At 58.8% G+C, this 25573-nt stretch carries 28 protein-coding genes; 20 read left to right on the top strand and 8 right to left on the bottom strand.

What is annotated here, in order from left to right; translation table 11 throughout:
• Nucleotides 1-59: 59 nt before the first annotated feature.
• The 3 genes from AB5I78_RS06290 to AB5I78_RS06300 all read left to right on the top strand — a co-directional run bounded on the left by AB5I78_RS06290 (nucleotide 60) and on the right by AB5I78_RS06300 (nucleotide 3579).
• Entirely contained in the window at nucleotides 60-968 is a 909-nt protein-coding gene (locus AB5I78_RS06290) for an OmpA family protein (RefSeq protein ID WP_262210508.1), read from the top strand.
• Between the two features lie 129 nt (nucleotides 969-1097).
• A complete protein-coding gene (locus AB5I78_RS06295; protein WP_017738284.1) occupies nucleotides 1098-2315 on the top strand; it encodes an argininosuccinate synthase in 1218 nt (405 codons plus the stop codon).
• 631 nt (nucleotides 2316-2946) lie between these two features.
• The gene (locus AB5I78_RS06300) at nucleotides 2947-3579 is read left to right on the top strand and encodes a response regulator transcription factor (RefSeq protein WP_106577265.1); all 633 of its coding nucleotides are present in this window, start codon (nucleotides 2947-2949) and stop codon (nucleotides 3577-3579) included.
• A gap of 69 nt (nucleotides 3580-3648) precedes the next feature.
• On the opposite strand, the gene AB5I78_RS06305 is transcribed toward AB5I78_RS06300, so the two are convergent.
• From AB5I78_RS06305 to metG, 4 genes are all read right to left on the bottom strand, one after another.
• On the bottom strand, nucleotides 3649-3831 hold the full coding sequence (locus AB5I78_RS06305) for a PA3496 family putative envelope integrity protein (protein ID WP_145161575.1): 183 nt from the start codon (nucleotides 3829-3831) through the stop codon (nucleotides 3649-3651).
• Between the two features lie 107 nt (nucleotides 3832-3938).
• Nucleotides 3939-4577, bottom strand: a complete 639-nt coding sequence (gene nth / locus AB5I78_RS06310) for an endonuclease III (protein ID WP_106577263.1) — start codon at nucleotides 4575-4577, stop codon at nucleotides 3939-3941.
• A 98-nt stretch (nucleotides 4578-4675) separates the two neighbouring features.
• Entirely contained in the window at nucleotides 4676-5839 is a 1164-nt protein-coding gene (gene rsxB, locus AB5I78_RS06315) for an electron transport complex subunit RsxB (RefSeq protein ID WP_369300862.1), read from the bottom strand.
• 288 nt (nucleotides 5840-6127) lie between these two features.
• A complete protein-coding gene (gene metG / locus AB5I78_RS06320; RefSeq protein ID WP_145161581.1) occupies nucleotides 6128-8179 on the bottom strand; it encodes a methionine--tRNA ligase in 2052 nt (683 codons plus the stop codon).
• 172 nt (nucleotides 8180-8351) lie between these two features.
• Between metG and apbC the strand changes: the two genes are divergently transcribed.
• Nucleotides 8352-9446: an iron-sulfur cluster carrier protein ApbC gene (apbC, locus tag AB5I78_RS06325; protein WP_369300861.1), complete on the top strand. Its 1095-nt coding sequence runs from the start codon at nucleotides 8352-8354 to the stop codon at nucleotides 9444-9446.
• A gap of 497 nt (nucleotides 9447-9943) precedes the next feature.
• On the opposite strand, the gene fdxA is transcribed toward apbC, so the two are convergent.
• The 4 genes from fdxA to AB5I78_RS06345 all read right to left on the bottom strand — a co-directional run bounded on the left by fdxA (nucleotide 9944) and on the right by AB5I78_RS06345 (nucleotide 15896).
• A complete protein-coding gene (gene fdxA, locus AB5I78_RS06330) occupies nucleotides 9944-10267 on the bottom strand; it encodes a ferredoxin FdxA (protein WP_003208688.1) in 324 nt (107 codons plus the stop codon).
• 142 nt (nucleotides 10268-10409) lie between these two features.
• Entirely contained in the window at nucleotides 10410-13001 is a 2592-nt protein-coding gene (gene mutS / locus AB5I78_RS06335) for a DNA mismatch repair protein MutS (protein ID WP_369300858.1), read from the bottom strand.
• 320 nt (nucleotides 13002-13321) lie between these two features.
• The gene (locus AB5I78_RS06340; RefSeq protein ID WP_369300857.1) at nucleotides 13322-13603 is read right to left on the bottom strand and encodes a DUF3077 domain-containing protein; all 282 of its coding nucleotides are present in this window, start codon (nucleotides 13601-13603) and stop codon (nucleotides 13322-13324) included.
• A 670-nt stretch (nucleotides 13604-14273) separates the two neighbouring features.
• A complete protein-coding gene (locus AB5I78_RS06345; RefSeq protein WP_369300856.1) occupies nucleotides 14274-15896 on the bottom strand; it encodes a methyl-accepting chemotaxis protein in 1623 nt (540 codons plus the stop codon).
• A gap of 379 nt (nucleotides 15897-16275) precedes the next feature.
• Between AB5I78_RS06345 and AB5I78_RS06350 the strand changes: the two genes are divergently transcribed.
• The 16 genes from AB5I78_RS06350 to AB5I78_RS06425 all read left to right on the top strand — a co-directional run bounded on the left by AB5I78_RS06350 (nucleotide 16276) and on the right by AB5I78_RS06425 (nucleotide 25571).
• Nucleotides 16276-17010, top strand: coding sequence for an XRE family transcriptional regulator (locus AB5I78_RS06350; protein ID WP_106577253.1), 735 nt, complete (start codon nucleotides 16276-16278; stop codon nucleotides 17008-17010).
• The gene (locus AB5I78_RS06355) at nucleotides 16989-17315 is read left to right on the top strand and encodes a hypothetical protein (protein WP_370004831.1); all 327 of its coding nucleotides are present in this window, start codon (nucleotides 16989-16991) and stop codon (nucleotides 17313-17315) included. Before AB5I78_RS06350 ends, AB5I78_RS06355 begins: the two co-directional genes overlap by 22 nt.
• A 290-nt stretch (nucleotides 17316-17605) precedes the next feature.
• On the top strand, nucleotides 17606-17944 hold the full coding sequence (locus AB5I78_RS06360) for a phage holin family protein (protein ID WP_106577252.1): 339 nt from the start codon (nucleotides 17606-17608) through the stop codon (nucleotides 17942-17944).
• A 23-nt stretch (nucleotides 17945-17967) separates the two neighbouring features.
• Nucleotides 17968-18483: a hypothetical protein gene (locus AB5I78_RS06365; protein ID WP_106577251.1), complete on the top strand. Its 516-nt coding sequence runs from the start codon at nucleotides 17968-17970 to the stop codon at nucleotides 18481-18483.
• A gap of 3 nt (nucleotides 18484-18486) precedes the next feature.
• A complete protein-coding gene (locus AB5I78_RS06370; RefSeq protein ID WP_369300854.1) occupies nucleotides 18487-19098 on the top strand; it encodes a phage baseplate assembly protein V in 612 nt (203 codons plus the stop codon).
• Between the two features lie 9 nt (nucleotides 19099-19107).
• On the top strand, nucleotides 19108-19440 hold the full coding sequence (locus tag AB5I78_RS06375) for a phage baseplate protein (protein WP_106577249.1): 333 nt from the start codon (nucleotides 19108-19110) through the stop codon (nucleotides 19438-19440).
• The gene (locus AB5I78_RS06380; protein WP_369300853.1) at nucleotides 19437-20432 is read left to right on the top strand and encodes a baseplate J/gp47 family protein; all 996 of its coding nucleotides are present in this window, start codon (nucleotides 19437-19439) and stop codon (nucleotides 20430-20432) included. The genes AB5I78_RS06375 and AB5I78_RS06380 overlap by 4 nt, the downstream gene beginning before the upstream one ends.
• Entirely contained in the window at nucleotides 20429-21157 is a 729-nt protein-coding gene (locus AB5I78_RS06385; protein WP_369300852.1) for a phage tail protein I, read from the top strand. The genes AB5I78_RS06380 and AB5I78_RS06385 overlap by 4 nt, the downstream gene beginning before the upstream one ends.
• The gene (locus AB5I78_RS06390) at nucleotides 21154-21693 is read left to right on the top strand and encodes a hypothetical protein (protein ID WP_369300851.1); all 540 of its coding nucleotides are present in this window, start codon (nucleotides 21154-21156) and stop codon (nucleotides 21691-21693) included. The genes AB5I78_RS06385 and AB5I78_RS06390 overlap by 4 nt, the downstream gene beginning before the upstream one ends.
• A gap of 68 nt (nucleotides 21694-21761) precedes the next feature.
• Nucleotides 21762-22514, top strand: coding sequence for a hypothetical protein (locus AB5I78_RS06395; RefSeq protein ID WP_369300850.1), 753 nt, complete (start codon nucleotides 21762-21764; stop codon nucleotides 22512-22514).
• Nucleotides 22515-22523: 9 nt separating this feature from the next.
• Nucleotides 22524-22760, top strand: a complete 237-nt coding sequence (locus tag AB5I78_RS06400; protein WP_369300849.1) for a tail fiber assembly protein — start codon at nucleotides 22524-22526, stop codon at nucleotides 22758-22760.
• A gap of 85 nt (nucleotides 22761-22845) precedes the next feature.
• A complete protein-coding gene (locus tag AB5I78_RS06405) occupies nucleotides 22846-23019 on the top strand; it encodes a hypothetical protein (protein WP_163005422.1) in 174 nt (57 codons plus the stop codon).
• 2 nt (nucleotides 23020-23021) lie between these two features.
• A complete protein-coding gene (locus AB5I78_RS06410) occupies nucleotides 23022-24188 on the top strand; it encodes a phage tail protein (RefSeq protein WP_110624383.1) in 1167 nt (388 codons plus the stop codon).
• On the top strand, nucleotides 24188-24694 hold the full coding sequence (locus tag AB5I78_RS06415; protein WP_106577243.1) for a phage major tail tube protein: 507 nt from the start codon (nucleotides 24188-24190) through the stop codon (nucleotides 24692-24694). The genes AB5I78_RS06410 and AB5I78_RS06415 overlap by 1 nt, the downstream gene beginning before the upstream one ends.
• A 182-nt stretch (nucleotides 24695-24876) precedes the next feature.
• Nucleotides 24877-25449, top strand: coding sequence for a phage tail assembly protein (locus tag AB5I78_RS06420; protein WP_262210484.1), 573 nt, complete (start codon nucleotides 24877-24879; stop codon nucleotides 25447-25449).
• Nucleotides 25446-25571 carry a hypothetical protein gene (locus AB5I78_RS06425; RefSeq protein WP_017844653.1) on the top strand — a complete coding sequence of 42 codons (126 nt, stop codon included), beginning with the start codon at nucleotides 25446-25448 and terminating at the stop codon, nucleotides 25569-25571. The genes AB5I78_RS06420 and AB5I78_RS06425 overlap by 4 nt, the downstream gene beginning before the upstream one ends.
• Nucleotides 25572-25573 lie beyond the last annotated feature (2 nt).

Raw genomic sequence — 25573 nt, forward strand, 5'->3', positions numbered from 1 at the left:
GGGTATGCCTTAACGACGTATGACGCTTTGAAGTGTTGTAGAAACCAGTGGAGCCTCCCGTGCGCCAGCATTATCTAGCCCTGCTCAGTGTGTTCGCCAGCCTGCCTGCGATGGCCCTCACGTTCCAGACACGTCTGGAGAATATTGAGTGGAAGGTGGAAGGCGATCAGTTCGAGTGCCGACTCACCCAACCGATCACCGATTTCGGCTCGGGTGAGTTCGTGCGCCGGGCCGGCGAGCAAGCGACGTTTCGCCTGAAAGCCTACAACGGCGCGCTGGGTGCGGGCTCGGCGACCTTGTTGGCCGCCGCTGCGCCCTGGCAGCCGGGCCGTGGTGACATCAACCTTGGTGCCGTGCGTGTCGGCAGTGGCGACGTATTGTTCAACAGCTCCCAGGCCCAGGCCGGGCGGCTGTTCACCGGTTTGCTGGAAGGGCGTAGCCCGACCGTGCGGCATTACGGGCGCGAGGGCGGCTACTCGGAAATTCGTCTGTTGCCGGTCAAGTTCAACAAGGCCTTCAACGACTATCAACTGTGCACCACCAAGCTGCTGCCGATGAATTACGACCAGGTCAAACAGACCGAAGTCGGCTTCCCAGGGGGCGGCATCGAGCTGGACGCAGCGGCGAAGAAGAAGCTGGACGTGATTCTGGCGTTCATGAAAGCTGACCCTACCGTCAACCATATCGAGTTGAATGGCCATTCGGACAACAGCGGCAATCGCCTGACCAACCGTGACGTCTCGCGCCGTCGAGCCCTGGCAGTCACAGACTACTTCAAGGCCAATGGCATCCCGGAATCACAGATCACCATGCGTTTTCACGGCGAGAGCTACCCACTGGCGCCCAACACGAATGCCGCCAACCGGGCGCGCAATCGCCGCGTGAATATCCAGCTGGAACGCGTGGCAGCCCCCGAGAAACCGGCACCGCAGGCCACTGCACCGAGCAACCCGGCACACACGTCTTAAGGTGCGACCCTTGGTCGCCCGTTCGACATAATCTGTCGCTTTATCTTCATTTGCTGTCGCGCCTCTGTAAATTCACGGTTTTGGTCGGTAGAATCGACGCCTTTCCGTACAACCCCGTGGAGTGATGGCATGGCCGACGTAAACAAGGTCGTTCTCGCGTATTCCGGCGGCCTGGACACTTCGGTGATCCTCAAGTGGCTGCAGGATACTTATAACTGTGAAGTGGTGACCTTCACCGCTGACCTGGGTCAGGGCGAAGAGGTCGAACCTGCACGTGCCAAGGCGCAAGCCATGGGCGTGAAAGAGATCTACATTGACGACCTGCGCGAAGAATTCGTCCGCGATTTCGTCTTCCCGATGTTTCGCGCCAACACTGTCTACGAAGGCGAGTACCTGCTGGGTACTTCCATCGCACGTCCGCTGATCGCCAAACGCCTGATCGAAATTGCCAACGAAACCGGCGCCGACGCCATTTCCCATGGCGCGACCGGCAAGGGCAACGATCAGGTGCGCTTCGAACTGGGCGCCTACGCGCTCAAACCAGGCGTGAAAGTGATTGCTCCGTGGCGTGAGTGGGACCTTTTGTCCCGTGAAAAGCTGATGGATTACGCTGAAAAGCACGCGATCCCGATCGAGCGTCATGGCAAGAAGAAGTCCCCGTACTCGATGGACGCCAACCTGCTGCACATCTCCTATGAAGGCGGCGTGCTGGAAGACACCTGGACCGAGCACGAAGAAGACATGTGGAAATGGACCGTCTCCCCGGAGAACGCTCCTGACAAGCCGCAATACCTGGAACTGACCTACCGCAACGGCGACATCGTCGCGCTGGACGGCGTCGAAATGACCCCGGCCACCGTGCTGGCGACTCTGAACCGTATCGGTGGCGAACACGGTATCGGCCGTCTCGACATCGTCGAGAACCGTTACGTGGGCATGAAGTCCCGTGGCTGCTACGAAACCCCAGGCGGCACCATCATGCTGCGCGCTCACCGCGCCATCGAGTCCATCACCCTGGACCGTGAAGTGGCTCACCTCAAAGACGAGCTGATGCCCAAGTACGCCAGCCTGATCTACACCGGCTACTGGTGGAGCCCTGAGCGTCTGATGCTGCAACAGATGATCGACGCCTCCCAGGCCCACGTGAATGGCGTTGTGCGCCTGAAGCTGTACAAGGGCAATGTGATCGTCACCGGCCGCAAGTCCGATGAATCGCTGTTCGACGCCAACATTGCTACCTTCGAAGAAGACGGCGGCGCCTACAACCAGGCGGATGCTGCGGGCTTCATCAAGTTGAACGCACTGCGCATGCGCATTGCTGCCAACAAGGGTCGCAAGCTGTTCTGAGTGATCTGCGCTGTTAAAAATGGCCCCTGTTAAGGGGCCATTTTTTTTGCCTGCCCATTAAGTCGCGAGCCTTGAACCGAACACAATGTTTAAAAACACAGGGGAATGTTTAAGTTTTGTCGGATATGAAAGTTGATGGGTTTATTTTTTTAGGTTGAATTTAACTTTTGCGTTGTTGAATGAATTTTTAACACCTGCCTAGGAACTATGTCTTACAGAAAATTCACTACACAAGTAAGAAAAGTATGTAAGACGCGGAAAGTTCTGTAGGAAACAGGGGGTGTAAATGAATATGTTCAAAGGAACTAATGCAGGCGGTTTTTTTGCGTCTGCTCATTCGCTTGTGGGTGATGAGCAATGGGTATTTCCTGAAAGTCCTGTGCGGCACGTTTACCTTGAAGCCCTTGTGCGGCGGTTATTTCACTCAAAACATGTCAGCCCCGGAAAGGTCTGAAAGGCTCCATAAAGCCCAAACTGTCCGAGTTAATGTTTTTTTGTAGGTTAATTCCTATATCGCTGTGGGGTGGGTCTCTGCTTGCTGTTGCTTGGGGGGTAATGCTATGCCAACTAGGAAACGACTACGCTATTGTGCTTGCTCTAAATAATTCGAACAGCGAAATTGGACTTTCTCATGAATAAAGTGCTGATCGTGGATGATCATCCCGTCATTCGTCTTGCTGTGCGCATGCTAATGGAGCGTCATGGTTATGAAGTCGTTGCCGAGACTGATAACGGTGTCGATGCGTTGCAACTTGCACGGGAACATGTACCGGACATTGTCATACTGGATATCGGGATTCCCAAACTCGATGGGCTGGAAGTTATTTGCCGTCTGGCGTCTGCCAAGCAGCCCGCGCCTTTCAAGGTGTTGGTGCTGACGTCCCAGGCGCCCGGGCATTTTTCCATGCGCTGCATGCAGGCGGGAGCGGCGGGCTATGTGTGCAAGCAGCAGGACCTGACCGAGTTGCTGAGCGCGATAAAGGCCGTGCTCTCCGGCTACAGCTATTTCCCCAACCAGGCGCTCAACTCCGTGCGTTCAACCATGGGCAACGCCAGCGAAGCGGACATGGTGGAGCGCTTGTCGGGGCGCGAAATGATGGTGCTGCAGCAGTTGGCCCGTGGCAAAACCAACAAGGAAATCGCCGACGGCATGTTCCTGAGCAACAAGACCGTCAGTACCTACAAGACTCGCCTGTTGCTCAAGCTCAATGCCCGGTCCCTGGTGGACCTGATCGAGTTGGCTCAACGCAACGGCCTGGTCTAGCGCGGGGCGCAGAAATAGTCGGCAAAAAAAAGCCTCCATCAGGGAGGCTTCCGGTCGTGAACGGGCTGATCAGAGGTCGAAATCGTAATCGGCCAGTTGTTTTTGCAAGCGTCGCTCTTCCAGAAGGTTATCGATAGTGCGGCGTTTGCTCAAATTGGTCTTGGCCACCTCTACAACAGGTGCGTCCCCATCGTCATCCGACTCTGCAACAAGGTCGTCTTCTACATCCAGTTGTTCTTTGCCAGTGCTCATAAGGTTCACTCCAGGCTAAGACTGCCATTGGCGCTCCTTATAACGATAATCCATGAACGGGTAAAAAAGATTTTTTCAATCGACTGATCGAGAAAACCAATGATCGCTCAATCGTCGGACGTCTTGTCCTTGTATTCGCACAGGTCTTCGATACGGCAGCTCCCGCAGCGAGGCTTGCGGGCCTGGCAGACGTAACGTCCATGAAGGATCAACCAGTGGTGGGAATCGAGAAGGTAGGGCTTGGGCACGAACTTCATCAGCTGTTTTTCCACCTCAACGACGTTTTTGCCGCGAGCGATACCGGTTCGGTTGCTGACACGAAAAATATGCGTGTCCACCGCCATGGTCAGTTGTCGGAACGCCGTGTTGAGCACCACGTTGGCCGTCTTGCGACCCACGCCCGGCAGCGCTTCCAGGGCTTCGCGAGTCTGCGGCACTTCGCTGCCATGCAGCTCGACGAGCAGGCGGCAGGTCTCGATGACATTCTTGGCCTTGCTGTTGTACAAGCCGATGGTCTTGATGTACTCCGACAACCCGTCCACACCCAGTGCGTAAATAGCCTCCGGCGTATTGGCCACCGGGTACAGCTTGGCTGTGGCCTTGTTGACGCCAACGTCCGTGGATTGGGCCGACAGAATCACCGCAATCAGCAACTCGAATGGCGACGAGTAGGCCAGTTCGGTTTTGGGCTCAGGATTGTCTTCGTGAAACCTGCGGAAAATTTCCAGGCGTTTTGCGGCGTTCATGGGGCGGGTGTTTCCTTGCAGGCTGTCGTCGTAGTTTCAAAAGTGCAGGCGTTGCAGGATAAACCATCGCCACCTTGCCCGGCAGCGCCTGTCGCGGATCAATCGCCGGTATGCGCGTCCACTTGGCGCTGCGCTTGCTCCAGCGTGTGTTGTGCGGCTTTCAGCTCATCCGCGGTGGTATGCGGTTGGCGTTGTAACCTGCTGACGTCTGCGCGCGCGTAAGCCAAGGCGGTTTTCAGCTGGCGCAGTTGAGTGTCGATGGGGCGTTTTTCCACACGCTGCAACTCAGGTCTTGGCTGTTCACTGACAGCCTCGGCGTCATGCAGGGTTTGCTCTGCGGTGGCCAGCGCGGCACTCAAGGTTGCCAATTGCTGCTCGTCAGCATTGCGGTCCTGGGCCTTCTTCAATTCGGCGCGGCGCATCGCCAGCTGGATTTTTGCGCGCTTGAGTTCAGGGTCTTTGGCGGTCGGCGGTGGAGGTGGACTGTTCGCCTCCAGTGCGCTGAGCGCCTGCTCTGCCGCTTCGAACTGCTGCTGCAGGACGATCAGTTGCGACTGTTGCTCAAACGTCGGCGGATGACCAAATGCCTTCAAGGATTTATGCAACTGGGCGCGACTCATCGCCACGGTGATTTTGGCTTTCTTGACCGCTGCATCCTGGGCTGCCTGAGCACTGTCGGTGTGCGCAGGCACACTCGGCGTCGGGCGTTTGGCTCGCGCCAGGCGTTCGGCGAGTTTATGTGCATCCTCGCGTTGCAGCCGCGCGTTGCGTTGCTCATAGCGCCGCCGCGCCCGGTCGCGCTTGAGGGCACGCGCATGGCGCTGCTGATCATTGGCAGCCAGGCCGCCAACAATCGGCAGCACGCTCGTGGCTGGACGCATCTCAATGCAATCGACAGGGCAGGGCGCCACACACAGGTCGCACCCGGTGCACTCATCAATGATCACGGTGTGCATCAACTTGGCGGCGCCGACAATCGCATCCACCGGGCACGCCTGGATGCATTTGGTGCAGCCGATGCACTCGGCCTCGCGAATATAGGCGACCTGGGCGGGAGCCTCGCCTCGGCTGGTGTCCAGTTCCAGCACCGGCACGTGCAGCAACTGCGCAAGGCCGGCGATGGTTTCCTGCCCACCGGGCGGGCACTTGTTGATTGCCTCGCCCTGAGCGATGCCCTCGGCGTAAGGCTTGCAGCCCGGGTGCCCGCATTTGCCGCATTGGGTCTGCGGCAGCAGCGCGTCGATACGTTGGATCAGGGTCATGGGGTGATCATTGGCATGCCGGTTAGACAAACAGGGCGTGTAGGGGTGAGCCCGCTGGTTGTGGGTGGCGGCTTTTTTGTGGCGAGCCGGGCTGTCGTGGCCAGCGGTCTTGTTGTGGCGAGCGGGCTTGCCCCGCGTTGGGCTGCGAAGCGGCCCCACCAAGGCCACCGGGTTTCCACAGGTAGAACCGGGTGTTTGGTTTAGGGGCCGCTACGCGCCCCAACGCGGGGCAAGCCCGCTCGCCACAATAAGCCTGCTTGCCACAACAAGGCTGCGCGCCACATCGTTTTACTTGATCCGTTGACCCGGTTTGGCACCGCTATCAGGGCTCAACAGGTAGATCTCTTCACCGCCAGGGCCCGCCGCCATCACCATGCCTTCGGAAATACCGAACTTCATTTTCCGTGGCTTGAGGTTGGCAATCATCATGGTCAGGCGACCATCGAGCTTGGACGGGTCCGGGTAAGCGCTCTTGATCCCGGAGAATACGTTGCGTTGCTCATCACCGATGTCCAGGGTCAAGCGCAGCAGCTTGTCGGCACCTTCCACGGCTTCGGCCTTGATGATCAGCGCAACGCGCAGGTCAACGGCGGCAAAAGCATCGAAGTCGATTTCCGGGGAGAGCGGGTCTTTAGCCAACTCGCCATTGCCGGCCGGTGCCGATTCGCCGGTGTCGGTCTGGCTGGCGACCAGGTCTTCTTTCGAAGCATCGGTCATCGCCTGCACCTTGACAGGGTCGATACGGGTCATCAGCGGCTTAAACTCGTTCAATTGATGGTTGCTGAGCAAGGTAGCGTGGTCATTCCAGGTCAGCGGCGCGACATTCAGGAACGCCTCGGCGTCAGCGGCCAGCAATGGCAACACCGGCTTGAGGAAGATCACCAACTGGCGGAACAGGTTGACGCCCGTGGCGCAGATCGCCTGCACTTCAGCTTGCTTGCCTTCCTGCTTGTTCAGCGACCACGGCGCCTTGTCGGCGATCCAGGCATTGGCACGGTCGGCCAGGCCCATGATTTCGCGCATGGCGCGGGCGAAGTCGCGCGCTTCATAGGCGTCGGCAATGCTTGGCGCGGCGGCCAGGAAGGCCTCGGTCAGTTCCGGTGCGGCGTTCTCGGCCACCAACAAACCGCCATTACCCTTATGGATAAACCCGGCGCAACGGCTGGCGATGTTGACGACTTTGCCCACCAGGTCCGAGTTGACCTTCTGTACGAAGTCTTCCAGGTTCAGGTCGAGGTCGTCGACGCCACGGCCCAGCTTGGAGGCGTAGTAGTAGCGCAGGTATTCCGGCGACAGGTGGTCCAGGTAGGTGCGCGCCTTGATAAAGGTGCCACGGGACTTGGACATTTTCTGGCCGTTGACCGTCAGGTAACCGTGCACGGCGATGCCGGTTGGTTTGCGGTAGCCCGACCCTTCAAGCATCGCCGGCCAGAACAGGGCGTGGAAGTTGACGATGTCCTTGCCGATGAAGTGGTACAGCTCGGCGGTGGAATCCTTGGCCCAGAACGCATCGAAGTCCAACTCCGGCGTGCGGTCGCACAGGTTCTTGAAACTGGCCATGTAACCGATCGGCGCGTCCAGCCACACGTAGAAATACTTGCCCGGCTCGTCCGGAATCTCGAAGCCGAAGTACGGCGCATCGCGGGAGATGTCCCACTGCTGCAGGCCGGCATCCAGCCATTCGGCGATCTTGTTGGCCACGGCGTCTTGCAGGGTGCCGCTGCGCGTCCAGGTTTGCAGCATCTGCTGGAAGTCCGGGAGCTTGAAGAAGAAGTGCTGGGAATCCTTGAGCACCGGAATGGCGCCAGAGATGGCCGAGCGCGGGTTCTTCAGGTCAGTCGGTGCATAAGTGGCACCGCACTTCTCGCAGTTGTCGCCGTACTGGTCCTCAGTGCCGCATTTCGGGCAGGTGCCCTTGATGAAGCGGTCGGCCAGGAACATTTTCTTTTCCGGGTCGAAATATTGCGTGATCGATCGCGTGGCAATGTGCCCGGCGTCGCGCAAGCGCGTGTAGATCAGGCTCGACAGCTCGCGGTTTTCGTCGGAGTGGGTCGAGTGGAAATTGTCGAAATCAACCAGGAACTCGGCAAAGTCGGCGCTGTGTTCAGCCTGCACATTGGCGATCAGTTGTTCCGGGGTGATCCCTTCCTTTTCGGCGCGCAACATGATGGCCGATCCGTGGGCGTCGTCTGCGCAGACATAAATGCATTGATTGCCGCGATGCTTCTGGAAGCGCACCCACATATCGGTCTGGATGTACTCAAGCATATGGCCAAGATGGATAGAACCATTGGCATAGGGCAGGGCGCTGGTGACGAGGATCTTGCGTGGCTCGGACATGGGGCTCGGCTACTTGATGAAACGGAGGTCGGCCACTATAAAGCGCCGGGAAATATATTTCACCCCGTGGCGCTGTTTCTGAATCTTCCCGGGGCGCGAAAGCATGCCGCTTGGCGGCTGGAACGGTTAGGATAGCCGCCTGTTTCAGTCAGTCTTTTTTCGGGAGTAGCCCATGAGCGCCGTCAATCGCGCAGCGGTGGAAGCCGTTCTTCGCCAATACACCGACCCCTATTTGAACCAGGACCCGGTCAGCGCCGGCTGTGTACGCGCCATCGATGTGCTGGGCGAACAGGTCTCGGTCCAGATGGAGCTGGGTTATGCCGCCGGCCTGTTCAAGAGCGGTTGGGCGCAGATGCTGCAAATGGCCATCGAAGGTCTCGACGGTGTGCGTTCGGCCAAGGTCGACATTCAGTGCGTGATCGCCGCGCACAAGGCCCAGGCGCAGGTTCCAGGCTTGGCCAACGTCAAGAACGTGGTCGCCGTGGCATCCGGCAAGGGCGGCGTGGGCAAATCCACCACGGCCGCCAACCTCGCACTGGCGCTGGCCCGCGAGGGGGCCCGCGTTGGCATTCTCGACGCCGACATTTATGGCCCAAGCCAAGGCGTGATGTTCGGTATCGCCGAAGGCACCCGGCCCAAGGTCAAGGATCAGAAGTGGTTCGTGCCGATTGAATCGATGGGCGTCGAGGTCATGTCCATGGCCTTCCTCACCGATGACAACACGCCGATGGTGTGGCGCGGGCCGATGGTGTCCGGCGCCTTGCTGCAATTGGTCACCCAGACCGCCTGGGGCGACCTGGATTACCTGGTGATCGACATGCCGCCAGGCACCGGCGACATTCAACTGACCCTGGCGCAGAAAGTCCCGGTGGCCGGCTCGGTGATCGTGACCACGCCGCAGGATCTGGCGCTGCTGGATGCGAGAAAAGGCGTCGAGATGTTCCGCAAGGTCAACATCCCGGTGCTGGGCGTCGTGGAAAACATGGCGGTGCACATCTGCTCCAATTGCGGGCATGCCGAGCACCTGTTTGGCGAAGGCGGCGGCGAGAAGCTGGCGACCCAGTATGGTGTTGAGCTGTTGGCGTCGTTGCCGCTGGCGATGGAGATTCGTGAACAGGCTGATGGCGGCAAGCCTACCGTGGCGGCTGAGCCCGATGGGCAGATCGCTATGATCTATCAGGAGTTGGCCCGTCATGTAGGCGCGCGCATCGTCCTGCAGGAAGCGGCTGCGCCGGCAATGCCGACGATTACGGTCAGCGACGACTGATCAGCCTGAAGGAAAAGAAGCCTCGACAGTGTCGGGGCTTTTTCTTGTCCGCAGGAAGGTCAACCGGGTGCTGTTGCGCTTTTACGCATTTGCGCGTGTAAGCATTCGCTTACTTTTTCGTAAGTGTTTGGGTTTTTTACCGGGCGTGGACATCTCGAAATGGCGAGAGACTTTTCTATCTTGTTGAAATATAACAATTATTTATTTTCGTTTTAGCGATGAAGCTCTTCAACCCAACCGTTGGATCCCGTTGAACTTCCCTTGGAACTCTCTAACATCAGCCCTGTGTCCACGGATTGACACAGCCATCAAGGAACGATGGTTGAAGGAACGTCGCAGGATGCGATTCATCAGGATGATGAAAAAGGAATACAGGGACTAGGGAAAAAATGTGGGCGGGTCATACCGCCCCTTTTTTTGCCTGTAGAAAAGTAAAACCCGCCCCGCAGAAACGCAAAAAGGCCCGCAAGGGGCCTTTTTTATTGGGCGACGGCGCTTCAGCGCTCGAGGTCTGCAATCTTGCCCTTTTTGCCATCCCACTCCGCTGCATCCGGCATCGGATCCTTGCGTTCGGTGATATTCGGCCAGATTTCCGCCAATTCGACGTTCAACTGAATGAATTCCTGCATCTCTGCCGGGACTTCGTCCTCGGAGAAAATAGCGACGGCCGGGCATTCTGGTTCACACAGGGCGCAGTCGATGCACTCATCCGGATGGATAACCAGGAAGTTCGGGCCTTCGTAGAAGCAGTCCACCGGACACACTTCGACGCAGTCGGTGTACTTGCACTTGATGCAGTTGTCGGTAACGACGAAGGTCATTTCTAATTCTCTCCTCAGGCGGCGGCAGCGAAACCCCTTGTGGTGGGGCTCGCGAGGTTCGGGAGCGATAGTCTGCAGGCCAGGCTAAAAGCCCGCAGCATCCCAAACCGCGCGAGATTCTATCAGCTTGCAAGCGTCTGCGTTATATCCGAACTTGCAGTGCATATAACATTTCTAGCGCTTTACGCGGGGTCAGGCCGTCCAGGTCAAGCTTGGCCAGTTCATCCAGCACCGGGTGAGGCAGGCTGGCGAACATATCACTCTGGTGCGGCGCGGCCGGTTTGCTGCTGGCTTTTTTCGGGCTTGCCACCACGGTTTCATGGGGCAAGGCCGTGGTTTCCAGGCGGCTGAGGTGCTCGCGAGCGCGGGTGATCACATCGCCTGGTACACCGGCCAACTGCGCCACGGCCAGGCCGTAACTCTGGCTTGCCGGCCCTGGCAGCACGTGGTGCAGAAACACGATACGTTCGTTGTGCTCAGTGGCATTGAGATGCACGTTGGCCACCAGCGGCTCGCTTTCCGGCAGCACGGTCAGCTCGAAATAGTGCGTGGCGAACAATGTATAGGCGCGCAAATGCGCCAATCGCTCGGCCGCCGCCCAGGCCAGCGACAGCCCGTCGAAGGTGCTGGTGCCGCGGCCGACTTCGTCCATCAGCACCAGGCTGCGTTCGGTCGCGTTGTGGAGGATGTTGGCGGTTTCGCTCATTTCCACCATAAAGGTCGAACGGCCACCGGCCAGGTCATCGCTGGAACCGATCCGCGTGAAAATGCGGTCGACCAGCGACAGCTCGCAACTGGCCGCTGGCACAAAGCTGCCGATATGCGCCAGCAGTACGATCAACGCGGTCTGGCGCATGTAGGTGGATTTACCGCCCATGTTCGGACCGGTGATCACCAGCATGCGGGTGTCGTCATCCAGCGACAGGTCGTTGGCGACGAACGGCGTGGTCAACACCTGCTCCACCACCGGGTGACGCCCCTGCACAATGCGCATGCACGGCTCGCTGACAAACCGCGGGCAGTTCAGGTCAAGGTTCAGCGCGCGCTCGGCCAGGTTGCTCAACACATCCAGTTCCGCCAGGGCCGCGGCGGTGTCCTGCAGCGGCGCCAGACGGCTGATCAAGTCTTCGAGCAGGGCTTCATAGAGCATTTTCTCGCGCGCCAGGGCGCGGCTCTTGGCCGACAGCGCCTTGTCTTCAAATTCTTTGAGCTCCGGCGTGATGAAACGCTCGGCACCTTTGAGCGTTTGGCGACGCTGATAGTCGATTGGTGCCGACTCGGCCTGCTTGCTCGGCAACTCAATAAAGTAGCCATGCACGCGGTTGTAACCGACCTTCAAATTGGTCAGGCCAGTGCGGGCCTTTTCGCGAGCTTCCAGGTCGATCAGGAATTGCCCGGCGTTTTCGCTCAGCGATTGCAGTTCATCCAGCTCGGTGTCGTAACCGGTTTTCAGCACGCCGCCGTCACGGATGATGGCCGGCGGGTTGTCGATAATGGCTTTTTCCAACAGCGCCGCGAGGTCCGGGTAAGTGCCGGCGGTCACGGCCAGTTGTTGCAGGTGCGGCGTGTCGAGGTGGGCCATCGCCGCTTGCAACTGCGGCAGCGCGCTCAAGGCATCGCGCAGACGCGCCAGGTCGCGCGGCCGCGCATTGCGTAGGCCGATCCGCGCCAGGATGCGCTCGATATCGCCGATTTCCTTCAACTGCGGCTGCAGCGTTTCAAAGCGATAGCCATCCAGCAGGCAGGTAATAGAGGTTTGGCGCGCTTGCAGCACGGTCAAATCCCGCAGCGGCCGGTTCAGCCAGCGGGTCAGCAAGCGGCTGCCCATGGCGGTCTGGCAACGGTCCACCACCGATTGCAGCGTGTTGTCGCGGCCACCGGCCAGGTTGGTGTCCAACTCGAGGTTGCGACGGCTGGCGCCATCAAGCACCACGGTGTCGTCCAGGCGCTCATGGCGCAGGCTGCGCAAATGCGGCAGGGCGGTGCGCTGGGTTTCCTTGGCATAACCAAGCAGGCAACCGGCGGCGCCGATGGCCAGGGTCAGGGTTTCGCAGCCGAAACCTTTAAGGTCTTGCACCGAGAACTGCTGGCACAGACTTTTCAGCGCTGAATCACGCTCAAAGTCCCACGGCGCACGACGCTTGGTCCCACGACGCTTTTCTGCCGGCAAGTCCTTCGGCCAATCATCCGGAATCAACAACTCCACCGGGTTGATGCGCTCAAGCTCCGCCAGCAGGTTCTCCCAGCCCTTGATCTCCAGCACGCTGAAATTGCCGCTGGTGATGTCCAGCACCGACAGGCCGAACAAACGCTCATCGCCCAGCACCGCCGCGATCAGGTTGTCACGGCGCTCGTCCAGCAACGCCTCATCACTCACCGTGCCCGGCGTAATAATGCGCACCACCTGACGTTCCACCGGCCCTTTGCTGGTCGCCGGGTCGCCGATCTGCTCACAGATCACCACCGACTCGCCCAGCTTCACCAGCTTGACCAAGTAGCCTTCCAACGAGTGGTAAGGAATCCCACACATCGGAATCGACTGCCCCGCCGACTGCCCGCGCGCGGTCAAGGTGATGTCCAGCAACTTGGCAGCCTTCTTCGCGTCTTCGTAGAAGATCTCGTAGAAGTCGCCCATGCGATAGAACATCAACTGATCAGGGTGCTGGTTTTTCAGACGCCAGTACTGCTGCATCATCGGCGTGTGGGAGGACAGATCGGAGGTGTTTTTACTCATTGGATAGTAGGCAAATTCGTTGAAAGTGATGGGGCAAAGGGGGCGCGTGGTCCAGTGTCGATCAGTTAAAAGTGCGGACGTCCAAACACAGCAGGTCAAAGGTGGGAGCTGTAGCTCGACAGCTCCCACATTTATCTTCGGTGTCTGCCCAATCGTGGTCGCACAACTGATCGGCATCGGGCGCTTGGCCCAGCATTTGTTGCGATGGGCGCAAGGTTAACACGTGAAGTCGGCCCTTCGCAGGTCGCAAACGGCCAGGTAAAACACAAAAAAGGGCGGCGCCTTTATATAAGCGCCGCCCTTTTTTACGGTTGCCCGATTTACTGAATGTTACCGGGCGAATCCAACACCTTCACCACATCATCCACCACCGCTTTCGCCATCTCCTGCAAGTAATGCGACGCCCAGGCGTAACGGTCCGTCTCCTTGGTCATCGCCGCATCTTCTGCAAGCTGCTTGGCAACGTGGAGGAGGTCGGAGGCGTGGTTCAAGGCTTCGTGCAGGGCAACACCGCTGTTGACGCGCAATAGAGGTTGGTCGGAGTGGAAGGAGAAGGGGGTGACGCCCAGGGTGGTTAATGCAGACGGATTTGTAGCGGTCATCGGTAAAACTCCCATATCAATTGAGAGCTACCACGTTCGTTATCAGGCGAATTGGGTGGCAGCTGTGCGCAGGCTGATAAACCGGAGATACAGGAACCCGGCAGACCCGAAGGTCTCCCACGCACAGCCGCCATTGCACGAATTGTGAGGCGAAAAAAAGCGCCTGCAAATCGGGTTTGGGGGCGCTTGGTGCGCCTGCATCTTGCCGGGTTATCAGGCCCGATCGCTGAATTGGCAGCGACGGAGGGGAGGGTAGCGTGGTGGTGGGGTGGGTGCAACTGGGAAAAAGGGGAGCCTCTTTGCTTTGCCAGTTGCCAGCGGACCCATGCGGGAGGATACGCCCCGCAAATGATCACCTAACGATAAGAGCCCTGACCTGTGGCCACTTGAAAAGGTTTGGCTGCGCTACTCAATCACCGCGCTCGAAAAAGCGGAGACCCAATTATTGGATCTAACGCAGTTGCTGCCAAAAGTGCCTGGCCAAAAAGCTGTCCAGCATGGCAGCAAAAAAGCATACGTTTCGTCGATTAAGTATCACCGCCGCAAGGTTACACATGCTGAGAGTCTTTGGTCTGAGCATTTGCCCCGTGTAAGGCTATGACCAAATACGGGGCTCGGTCTTCCAACATGGCTGCTCAGCCTGAAGCCGATCTAAACGCTAACGGTCCGACTAAGCACTCAGGCGTGCCGTCACTTCGTTCAACTGCCCTGACAACCCGTGAAGGTTGCGGCTTGCCGCTTCGGTGCGCTGCATGTTGTCTAGGTTGGTACTGGCAATCGTGGTGATTTCGGTGAGGTTGCGCGAGATGTCTTCCGCCACCGAGGTTTGCTCTTCGGCGGCGGTGGCAATCTGGCGGTTCATGTCGCGAATGGCTTCTACGGCATGGGTGATGCGCTCCAGCATGGCGCCGGCCTCATTCACTTGCGCGACACTTTCTTCACTGCGCGACTGGCCACTTTCAATCGCCTGAGCCGCGTCCACCGCGCCGGTTTGCACCGTTTGGATGATCTGGTTGATTTCGATGATCGACGCCGCCGTACGCTGGGCCAGGCTTCGTACTTCGTCGGCCACGACCGCAAAACCGCGTCCGGCTTCACCGGCACGGGCCGCTTCGATCGCCGCGTTCAGCGCCAGCAAATTAGTCTGTTCGGCGATGCCGCGAATCACTTCCAGCACCTTGCCGATGCGGCCACTGTCGGTTTCCAGGCGACGGATGACCGTCGCTGTGTTGGCGATCTCGCCACGCATTTGGGTGATGGTGTGAATGGTGCACCGCATGACTTTTTCGCCCTGCTGTGCGGATTGGTCGGCATCATCGGCTGCGCGTGCGGCATCGGCTGCGTGACGGGCCACTTCCTGGGCGGTGGCGGACATTTCGTTCATCGCCGTGGCCACCTGATCGGTACGGTCGAACTGCTCGTTGGTGCCGCTGGCCATGAGACCCGCGATGGTACTTAACTCGCTACTTGCGCTGTCCAGATCCTTGGCGCTGCGCTGCAAGCGGTTGAAAGTTTCGGCTAGAAAGTCGCGCAAAGTGTTGGCGGCCATGGCCAGTTTGCCCAACTCGTCTTCACGGCTACTGGCCACGCGTTCGGCAAATTTGCCTTGGCTCAGTTGCGCCACGTAGTCGATCAGCTTGCGGATGGGGTCAACCAAGTTACGGTTGATGAGCCACAGGCTCAACAGGCCGATCAACAGACCCGAGGCGAGCATTACGATAATCCCCAACATCACCGTGCGCTTTGCACCCGCGCTGATCAGCGTCGATTGCTCGGTACCCTGCTTGCGCAGTTCGCCGACAAGTTCGCTCATCTGGTCGCTGGTAGCACGGTCGACGCCTTTAACGGCGGCGTCGCCTGCGCTGGGGTCTGCACCCGCGGCGATATAGGCATCGCGACCTTTCTGGTAAGCGCTGCCCAGCTGACGGTGTTCGTCACGCAGGCGTTCGATGCGGGCCTTGAGTTGGCCGTCCAGGCCTTTCTGGTTAGCCAGTTCGCCGAGAATCCCTTGTACATCGCGCTGACGTTCTTCGAATTGCTTCCAATATTTATCCAGGTCTGCCGGCTGCTTGCCCCTTAGTAATACGTTTTTCCATTCCTGCACCTGCACCTTGAATTGCAGGTTGGCCTCGTCGATCAATTGCGAAGTGTGCAGCGGACCTTCGATTAGGTTGGCGTAGTTTTGCACGCCGTTAGACAGGAAATGAAAGCATGCCAAAGCAATCAGCAACATCGCCAACAGGCTGCCGCTCAGCAGCGCGAGGATTTGGGTTCTTAGGGATCTTTGCAGCATCGGATGATACTCATGACAGGAATTAGGTACGCCTGGTTGGGCGTAAAAGACGTCCAAACATCCCTGTCTGCGGTTCCGGTTTGTAGCCGGAGCCGCGCAAACTAACACCTGTGGTATCGGCCTTCCAGAGCGGTGCTTGAGACGAGTCCGACCGTCGGTGCCTCATGAATTCTCGGTTATCGTCCTCCCTATAAACATCCTCTTGTTTGAACGTGAGATGAATGACTGCTTTTGGCTGATAGCAGCCTCTCAGACTTTGAAAATGACGAGTGCTTAGGCCCCATTACTTACCGACGTGTTGGATTACGTTTTCTGATTTTGCATAAGTTATGCAAATTAGCATTTGCCAACCCCCAAAACACCCGGCACTATCCGCGTTATGCAAAAACGCAACGTTTCTACCGTCTTAAGAGAACTGCTGGACCGCGACCGGATCTCCCCCACGGAGCTTCACCGGCGTACCGGCGTGCCTCAATCCACACTCTCGCGGATCCTCAGCGGCAAGATCGTTGATCCGTCGGACAAGCACATCTCGCGCATCGCCGAGTACTTTCGCGTCAGCACCGACCACTTGCGCGGGCGCGCGGCGGCGGGGGTTTTGCGCGATGACGGGCGCGACCCGATGCATTCGGAACTCAAGGACATAAGCCTGTGGGATGACGACACGCCCGTTAATGATGACGAGGTGTCGATCCCCTTTCTGCGCGAGGTTGAATTGGCTGCTGGATCAGGAAGATTCGTCATCGAGGAAAGCGAGAAGGCCAGCTTGCGGTTCGGCAAGCGCAGCCTGCGGCATAACGGTGTGCAGTTCGACCAGGCCAAGTGTGTGACGGTGCGCGGCAACAGTATGTTGCCGGTGCTGCGCGACGGCGCCACGGTCGGGGTGAACGCAGGCAAGAGTGGCATTGGCGACATCGTCGATGGCGACTTGTATGCCATCAACCATAATGGCCAGTTGCGGGTGAAACAGCTCTACCGCCTGCCTTCCGGGATTCGTCTGCGCAGTTTCAATCGCGATGAGCACCCGGATGAGGACTACAGTTTCCAGGATATCCAGGATGAGCAGATCAGTATCCTCGGCCATGTATTCTGGTGGGGCATGTACGCCCGTTAACCTCCTTACGTAAGACAAAGCCCGCCAGTGCGCGGGCTTTTTTTCGTCTGCAAAAAACCGGCAAACCCTTCACCCGCAAGGCTGAAAATGCATCCGTGCATTTCGCGCAGAAAAATAAATGCATTTGTGCATTGACTGTATATGCATACATGCATATTCTTCATCTCAAGCCAGCCAACAAGGTGGTGGAGGCGGCAAGGATGCTGCCAAGGAAGACAAGGAAGGCACGCAACATCGGCAAGGACGCCATCGAAGCGATGGCAGGGATGCCAGGCAACACCGGCAAGGATGCCGACGCTCTTTAGTTTCAACGCTTCAAAAACAGGCAGCGATGAACCGGCCTAATAACGGTTCAGAGGGTTGGCAACTGACCCGGGTGTGCAGCGTAAAGCACCAGAAGCAGTTATCCGGCAGACAGGGATCGTGGTCGGAAAAACATCTTAGGAAAGGTCCGTACCGCGCCAGTAGCGCCGAAAGACCGAATCTGGACCGCATTACTGAAAAGCCCGGGCGACCGGGCTTTTTGGAATGCCTACCTATCGAAGCATTTGTAAATGAAAAACGGACTATCTATTGCTCAGCCAGGAGGCGTGACATGACAAATGAACAGCAAGCGTTAGCGGAAATGCCTATCTGGCTGGTCATCGTATTGGCAGTGATCGGCGGGGTATCCGGCGAAATGTGGCGCGCCGACAAAGAGGGCGCACGGGGTTGGTCGCTGATCCGCCGTCTGGCCCTGCGCTCCGGAGCCTGCATGGTGTGCGGCGTTTCAGCGCTGATGCTGTGCTACGCCGCCGGCATGTCGATCTGGACGGCCGGCGCCATCGGTTGCCTGACTGCCATGGCCGGTGCCGATGTAGCCATCGGTCTGTATGAGCGGTGGGCGGCCAAGCGCATCGGGATCAACGAAAACTCCCGTCAGGACCCGCAGTAACTGTTGCAAGGACGCTACTTAAAATGACGCTCATCGAAAAGCCCTCTCAACTGCCCCTCGCCATTGGCGAAGCGCTAAAAGCGGCCTTCCCGGACTTGAAGGTCGGCAATCACCAAGACTTTAACGGCGCCGGGGACAAAACCGGCGTACTGATTACTGTCGAGGGCAATGGCCCCGGCATTCGCTCTCGCGAAGGGCGCAAGGCTCACGCGTTGACCCTTTCGCTCAAGGCCATGGTTGCGCCCGGGGCATTGCCATTTGATGCCTGCGACCTGGCCAGCCAGCTTATGGACCTGGTGCTGGATAACCGCTGGAAGCTGCCGCAGGCACAGTGTGATTTGCCGATGAATATCGTCGCCGCGCCGTCTGTGCGCACCACGGCGGAAACGGACTACGACACCTGGACCGTTTCCTTCACCCAAACCCTTTACTTGGGACCTGTATTACTCACCGATCCCACAGGCCAACCGCTGTTCGCCCGCACCTGGGAAGTCTCGAACATCAACGACCCCGATCAATACAAACCACTGGCGGAGTAGCCCATGTTCGACGCGCTGTTACGCATGCAACTGGGGCCGATCGTCGAGCGCCTGGTGGAAATGGAAACCCAGCTTGAAGACCTTTACCGACGTGCCGAAAGCTTCTGCCGCATTGGCGTGTGTCAGGAGGTCGACGCCGCCAACAGTACCTGCAAGGTCAGCCACGGTGAGTTGCTCACGCCGGCCATCCGCTTTTTCAACCCCAGCGCCGGTGCACAGACTGAAACGCGCATTCCGTCCGTGGGCGAACAATGCCTGTTGCTCAACTACGGCGGCGGCGAAGGCGGCGGCCAGTCTGTGGCCTTGTTCGGCCTGAACAGTAGCCAGTTTCCGCCGGTCTCCAGCGTTGCCAGCTTGACCCGGCGCCGCCATCAGGACGGCACTCAAAGCGACTACGACGACGCCAGCCACACGTTCAACTGGGTCAACGGCCCCACCACATTTACCGGCTCCCGCGAACAGGTAGACATCAAGGTCGGCGCCGCCAGCCTGACCATGAGCGCCCAGGGCATCACTCTGCAAATCGGCGGCACCCGCCTGTTGCTCGATGCTGGCGGCGCACACTTCAGCGGCCCCGTGGTGGACCACCAAGGACGCGTCATCAGCCCCCGATAAGGACACCGCATGATCGGAATCGACAGGAACACCGGGGCAGCCGTCGATGACTGGCTGCAATTCGTGCAGCGCGCCACCCGAGCGCTGACCACCCCCGTGGGCACTCGCCAAAAACGCCCGCTGTACGGCTCGCAGATCCCGCAACTGCTCGGCCAGAACCTCGGCGACGACCTGCTGATCCTCGCTCAAAGCCACGCCGCCCAAGCGTTCTATAACGCGCAGAACGGCATCGGCGACTTCCAACCCCAGGTCATCGTCGCAACCCGCCAAGGCGCGGGCCTGCTGCTGCGCTTTGCCGGCACCTGGAAAAACCGCCAACAATCCTTTGAGGTCGTGACATGAGCATGCTGATCCCCGGCCAGAACCAACTGGCGGAACCGGCCATCATCGCGGTGGATGAGTTCGAACCGTTGCTGGCCGAATTCAAGGCGTTTGTTGTCGATTACGTCGCCACCCGAGCGCCGCAAAGTGCGGCCAAACTCAAGGCCAGCCTCGACAATGAAAGCGAGCTGCTGACCTTGGCGCTGGAAGCGTTTTGTGTGCGGCTGCAAACCCACGAGCGCAAATACAACGCGCGCATCAAACAGATGCTGGCGTGGTGGGCCACCGACAGCAATTTGGATGCGCGCCTGGCCGATATGGGCTTGGAGCGCCAAGTGCTCGATCCCGGCGACCCGGCCGCGTTCCCGCCGGAGCCGCCGATCTTGGAGAGCGACGACGACGCTCGCCTGCGCTATTACCTGGCGCCACATGCCCCGGCGGCGGGCTCGCGCATGCAATATCGTCGCGAGGTGTTCACCCTTGGCGAGCGGCCGTCGGTCAAGGTGCAAAGCGCCACGCCGGGCGTGGTGACTGTCAGCTATACCTTTGATCCGGACGGCTATGCGGCTCAGGTCAAGGACGGTAACGGCCGACGTACCGCCCCCGGCGAAGTGATGGTCACTGTGCTTTCAAGGGAGCGCGATGGCACCGCGTCTGCCGATTTGCTGGACGGCGTACGGCGACATTTCGCACGACCAGATGTAAGGCCGGAAACGGACCTAGTCACTGTTCAAGGGGCGCAGGTTCAGCACTACAAGATTCGCGTAGTGGCCTGGATCAACGCCGGCCCGGATTCGGGGTTGACCCAGGTTGCCGCGCAGCAGCTGCTGCAGACCTACGCCGACTCCTGTCATCGTCTGGAAGGGCGAGTCGACCCAAGTTGGATCGACTACGCCATCCACAGCGCCGGCGCCGCCCAACTGCAGATCCTCGAACCGCTGGAGCCGATTGTCAGCACTGCGTTCCAGGCCCCGTACTGTACGGGCGTCGAGGTGGAGGTGCGCACGCTATGAGTGAACCCAAAGCGAGCCTCTTGCCGGCTAACAGCTCACCGTTGGAGAAGGCACTGGACCTGGGCTTCGGGCAGTTGCTGGAGCGGGTTGTACCGCCGTTTCCGGCCTTGATGAACCCGCTGCAGACGCCAGCCGAATTTCTTCCTTACCTAGCCGCCGACCGTGGTGTCAGTGAGTGGGATGCGCACGCCAGCGAGACCGAAAAGCGCCTCACCACAGCCTTGTCCTGGCAGATCCAGCGCCAGGCGGGTACGCCCAAGGCGTTGAGCTACGCAGTGGAGTCGCTGGGGTTCACCCCCAACATCAGCGCCTGGTATCAGCAGCGGCCATTGGGTGTCCCCTACACCTTTGATGTGCAGGCGATCATCGGGCGCAGTTGGTCCAGCGGCGATCATAACCGGCTTATTCGCCGGATCAATGCGGCGCAGAGTGAGCGGGACCTGGCGACGATCACCATCGTGCATGAAACCTCCCAGGGTCTGCGGCTCACCGGTGCCGTTGACCCCGGTTTGAGCATCGGCGAGGACAACCCTCCTGGCGCACTGCCCGAAGCGAAGCTTCACGGTGCCGTCTCCTTCAACAGCGCAGCCCACACCCCATTGAGCGATGGCGAGTTGCAGCTTGAAGGTGCGTTACCTGAATTCGGGCTTGCCGCCCGGCTAACCAGTGCCGGGCTGGCCCGGCACTACACCATTAACGACTACGACCTCAGGGCGCAGCCATGACAGATGACATTACGCGCCTGGTGCGCTTCACCTCCAAGGGTTTGGATGAAGTGCTGCAGGCAAAGAACCAGGGCCTGAAAGGCGAAATCACGCACATCGGCGCCGGCACCGGTCGCTACAACCCGGACGGCACGGAGGTGGCGCTGCGCGATGAGCGCCAACGGGTCGCGATTGTGGATTACGAGGACCTGGGCGACCGGCAACTCAGGATGGCCGCGCTGTTTGATGGCGAGGCCGAATATGAAATTGGCGAGTTCGGGTTTTATCTCGCCAGCGGGACTTTGCTAGCGGTGTATTCCGTGGCAGGGAAGTTGTTGACGTACAAAGCGGCAGCGGCGCGAGTACTGCAAAAATTCACGCTGGATATTTCGCCGTTGCCGGCGGATAGCGTGACGATTGTGGTGGGGAGTGAAAACCTTAATGTGTTGCTGGTCGATGAGTTGGCGAGTCTCTCGGCTGCCACTGTTGACAATATGGCCAGAGGTGTCGGGCTCTTGTTTCGAGTAATGCAACTTGAAAGTAAGGGGGGTGTTTGACGGTGAGTTTTTTTAGTGTCGGCCATTGAGTTTCACTCAGTCATCAAAACAGATAAGGAGTTTATATTTTGAGTACAGAACAGCAATTGGCTTCGGTCGTTAGCGCGGCGAATAGTCTTACCAGTGTCGTCACTGACAAAGTCGGTGAGATAGATAAGGCGATTGCGGACGCTCGTCGTGCCTACGATGCACAACTTTTAGATCTGAAAAGCCGTTTGCCAAGGCTTGCAGTGACTAAAAACTTTAACTTGTATCCTAGTGCCGACGGGAAGCTGATCGACAACTGGGGGGTTCACAGCGAGGTTACCAGCAATAAGCTTCGTTCAATCACCACTGCCTCTCAAGCCACAGGGCGCCCGCAAGCAGACGTGGACTTTTTGCTTCAAGTCCAGGCAGATGTGCGCGAGCAATTTCCTCGCTTTGATATCAGGGCCAGTGAGTATTGGCGCACTACTGTCAATGTGTGGCAATTGAAGTGGGCAATCGCAGATGTCAGTCCTTGGCTCGCGTTTCCTTATACGGTTGATACTGCGCTTGCTGATAGAACGGGCGCGGTTCCGCTCAATTCCTATATCACGGTGGGTGCTTTTGTCCGGGTAGTGGAGGGTTCCATTACTGGTGCCTGGAGCACTGGGGCAGAAAAAGGTAAATGGCGCTGGTGCTCTACGGTTGTTGCCCCGAGTGACCTGTTTGGCGCCTATTACCACCTTCATCCAGTGCGGACGTCTGCTTCCGGTATTGTTGAAGTCATGTTGGCAGGCGCGTGCACGGGTGTTGTTACCAGTCCAGGCGACTGGGGAACTATGTTGGCTTTGAGCTAAGGAGAAACCATGAAACCAATTTTTGTGCCTGCAGAACTTCACCCACTTATTAAGTGGCAGGTCATTCGTAGTGCTCGTGATCAGGATTTATCTACCAGTGATTATGCGGCGATGCCCGACTATCCAATGTTGGATGAAAATAAAGCTGCGTTTGCGGTTTATCGTCAGGGGCTTCGTGATATCCCTGATCAAGGCGCTGACCCTGATGCGGTGATTTGGCCGGAAAAGCCCGACTTCCTGAAATAACCCACCGCGAAAGCGGTTTTTTTTCGCCCCCCCAAAGCCCCTGCCCGCAGGGGCTCTGGCGTTTTCCACCCGGAGAATCCCACTCATGGCCAACCGCCAAACCTACACCGTCCTCATCCCATTCCCCACCGGAGGTGGCCACTGGTCCACCGCCGGCGAAGAACTGGAATTGCTCGACGTCGAAGCATCCGCCCTGCGCACCGCCGGCCGCCTGGAACTGACCAGCGTCCTCAACTCCACCCCCAAGAAGGCTGACTAACCATGGCTGAGGTTCTTAACTTCGAGCACAACGGCATCACCGTGAATGCCACCGAATCCCCCGAGGCCATGGGTGGCCTTGGCGATAACGTCATCGGCCTGGTCGGCACTGCGCCGAACGCCCACGCGTCGATCCCGAAAAACGCGCCGTTTCGCATCAACAGCTTTACTACCCAAGCGCTGCTGGACCCCACCGGCGCTGAGTCGGGCACGCTGTTCCAGGCCGTCTACCAGATCCTCAAAGTGGTGAAGGTGCCGGTCTACGTGGTGATCGTGGAGGAGGGCGCAACCCCGGCCGACACCCTCAACAATGTGATCGGCGGCAATGAGCCGACCACTGGCCGCAAACTGGGCCTGGCTGCCCTGAGCAGCGTCCCCGAAGACCTGACCATCATCGGCGCCCCTGGCTTCACCGGCACCAAAGCCGTGGCCGGTGAGTTCGCCGCCTTCGGCAAGCGCATCAAGGCCCGTGTGGTACTGGATGGCAAGGATGCTTCGGTTGCTGACCAAGTGACCTACAGCGGCGAGCTGGGCGGGGCCGACCTCGGTTTCGACCGTTGCCTGCTGGTGCACAACATGCCGTCGGTGTACTCCAAGGCGGCGAAAAAGAACGTGTTTCTGTCGCCATCGTCGCTGGCCATCGCTGCACTGGCCAAGGTCAAGCAGTGGGAAAGCCCAGGCAACCAGGTGACGTTCGCCGAGGACGTTTCCCGCGTGGTCGAGTACAACATCCTCGACACCTCCACCGAAGGCGACCTGCTCAACCGCTACGGCGTGAGCTACTACGCGCGCACCATCCTTGGCGGTTTTTCGCTGCTGGGTAACCGCTCTATCACCGGCAAGTTCATCAGCTACGTCGGCCTGGAAGATGCGATCAGCCGCAAGCTGGTCAAGGCCGGCCAGAAAGCCATGGCCAAGAACCTCACCAAGTCCTTCATGGACCAGGAGGTCAAGCGCATCAACGACTGGCTGCAAACCCTGGTCGCCGACGAAACCATCCCAGGCGGCAGCGTGTACCTGCACCCGGAACTCAACAGTGTCGAGAAGTACAAGAACGGCACCTGGTTCATCGTCATCGACTACGGCCGCTATGCGCCGAATGAACACATGATTTATCAACTCAATGCCCGCGATGAAATCATCGAGCAGTTCCTGGAGGACGTTCTCTAATGTTTACCAACCGTGTAAGACAGGCCATTGCGGCCACCCTTCAAGGCCTGCCGTTGTCCGCGACGGTAGAAGAGTTCACCCCGCCGAAGATCGAATTCGACATGGAATCCATGTCCGGCGGGCGCTTCATCGCCGAAGAAATGGCCAAGAGCGGCAAGGTGCTCAATGCCAAGTTGGTTCTGCAAGGTGCCGGGCCGGAAATCATGCTGGCCCTGGGCGTGCGTCAGGGCGACGATATTCTGCTGAACGTGCGTGAAGCCGGTCAGGACCAGGATGGCAAGACCTATTTCACCTACCACACCGTCGGCGGCAAACTTAAATCCCTGGAGGAGGCGAAGCTGAAGATGGGCGACAAGGCCACTACCACCCTGGAGTTGTCGTGCCGTACCTACAACCGTCTGGAAAACGGCATTCCGGTGATCGACATCGACGTGCGTACCCAGAAGTTCATGCTCAACGGTGTCGACATTCTCGGCGATGCCCGCCGCGCTGTGCTGATGCCTTAAGGGCTACCGTGACCTGAAGTGAGCACAGTCAATGTGGGAGCCGGGCTTGCCCGCGATGCAGGCGACTCGGTGTGCCTGGTGTACCGAGCTGATGCCATCGCAGGCAAGCCAGCTCCCACATCGACCGCGCTCAGCTTTAGATTTGCGCTGCTTTCAACAACGCTTAAACAAGGAATTGCCCCATGGCCTGGATGCCACCGCTGCACATTCTGCTGTCTCCGATCACCGCCGACACTGGCGCGACGATCCAGCAGATTCAACTCAAGCCGCTGTTCTACGCCGCGCAAAAGGCTGCGCTGGCCCGGGCCGGTGATGACGAGGACGACCAGTTTTTTGAACTGGCGAAACTCGCCACCGGCCTGTCGGAAAAAGAACTCGATCAGCTCAAGCGCCCGGACTACGTGAGTATTGCTCAGTACGTGCACGAAATGTCGACGCGCCCAGCGTCGTTCTTCCTCGGCGAACGCGATGAACCGTCGCAGCATGAACAGGTGCACCTGCTGCTGCCCCTCGACGCCGCCGGCCGCAACCTGACCGCACTGAGCCTGGAAATGCCTGCCCTGCGCGCTACCAAGGCCATGAAGAAACTCGCCACCAACAAAGAACGCGCCGAATTCATCACCGCTCACTGCACCGGCCTGATGATTCCGGACCTGGCCGGGCTGACCGTTCCCGACTGGACGGAACTGCAGGAGCGCATCGACGATTTTTTAAACAAACCGGCGGACTTCTTTCGGAGCGCGACATCGAAGTGATCCTCGATGTGGTGCCACTGATTTACTCGGTCAATGAGGCGGAGATCCTCGACTGGGACGCCGGAAAAGCATTGCGCCGCTACGACATCGCGATCACTCGCCTTGGCGTCAAACAGGAGTAGAG

Origin of the sequence: Pseudomonas sp. N2-3-1-14, from assembly GCF_041228395.1 — a bacterium.
Taxonomy (GTDB): Bacteria; Pseudomonadota; Gammaproteobacteria; order Pseudomonadales; family Pseudomonadaceae; genus Aquipseudomonas.